Annotated in this window: 1 protein-coding gene; it reads right to left on the bottom strand. The window is 78.0% G+C overall.

Annotated features, from left to right (window positions below; translation table 11 throughout):
- Positions 1–265: 265 nt before the first annotated feature.
- The coding region (locus GTW08_RS05515) for an alpha/beta fold hydrolase (protein WP_161151508.1) at positions 266–687 on the bottom strand (422 nt) is incomplete at its 5' end.

Below are 687 nucleotides of genomic sequence, written 5' to 3'. Positions count from 1 at the left end.
CCCGACCGCGCGACGCCCCGAAGCCGGCGCTCGGCACGTCCCCTGCCCCGGGGGCACATCCCCTGCCGCCGGGCACCTCGGCTCCCCCGCGTGCCGACGGCCGCGCGGTGATCCGCGGTGTGCGCGCAGAGCCGGCCCTCGCGCGCGTCCCGACACGCGCGAACAGCCGATCACCGCGCGGGTTTCGGATCAGCGGGTCCCGAGCCCGGTCCGCGCCGTGATCACGAGTTCGCGTGCAGTGCCTGCCCCATCACTGCCGGCCCGATCACTGCCCGCCCATCTCCCGAGCCCGCTCCCGGGCGTGCACCGTGGCCGTCCACCCGGCCACCAGTGTCGCCACGGTGTCCGGGGCCTCGACCGGGAGCAGGTGACCGGCGCCCGGCAGCACGTGCAGCCGGGCGTCCGGCACCAGCCCGGCGATCTCGGTGTGCCGATCGACCGGGCACAGCCGGTCGAGCGCACCGGCCAGCACCAGGGTCGGCACCGCGACGGCGGGCAGGGCTGGGCGCTCGTCGACGCGGGTGCCCTGCAGCCGCAGCTGGGCCGCGAGGCGCCGCTCCCCCGTCTCGTCGGCCATCCGCAGGGCGGTGGCATCGAACGACCGGTCGTGCAGCAGCAGCTCCAGGGGCTGCAGGGCGCGGGCGGGGGCGCCGTCGTCGAGCCGCGTGAGCGCCGCGTCCCAGCCGG

Source organism: Pseudonocardia sp. SID8383 (assembly GCF_009864975.1).
In the GTDB taxonomy this organism is placed as follows: domain Bacteria; phylum Actinomycetota; class Actinomycetes; order Mycobacteriales; family Pseudonocardiaceae; genus Pseudonocardia; species Pseudonocardia alni.
Note: the sequence above shows the minus strand (reverse complement) of the source record. Positions and strands in the feature narration are given on the sequence as shown.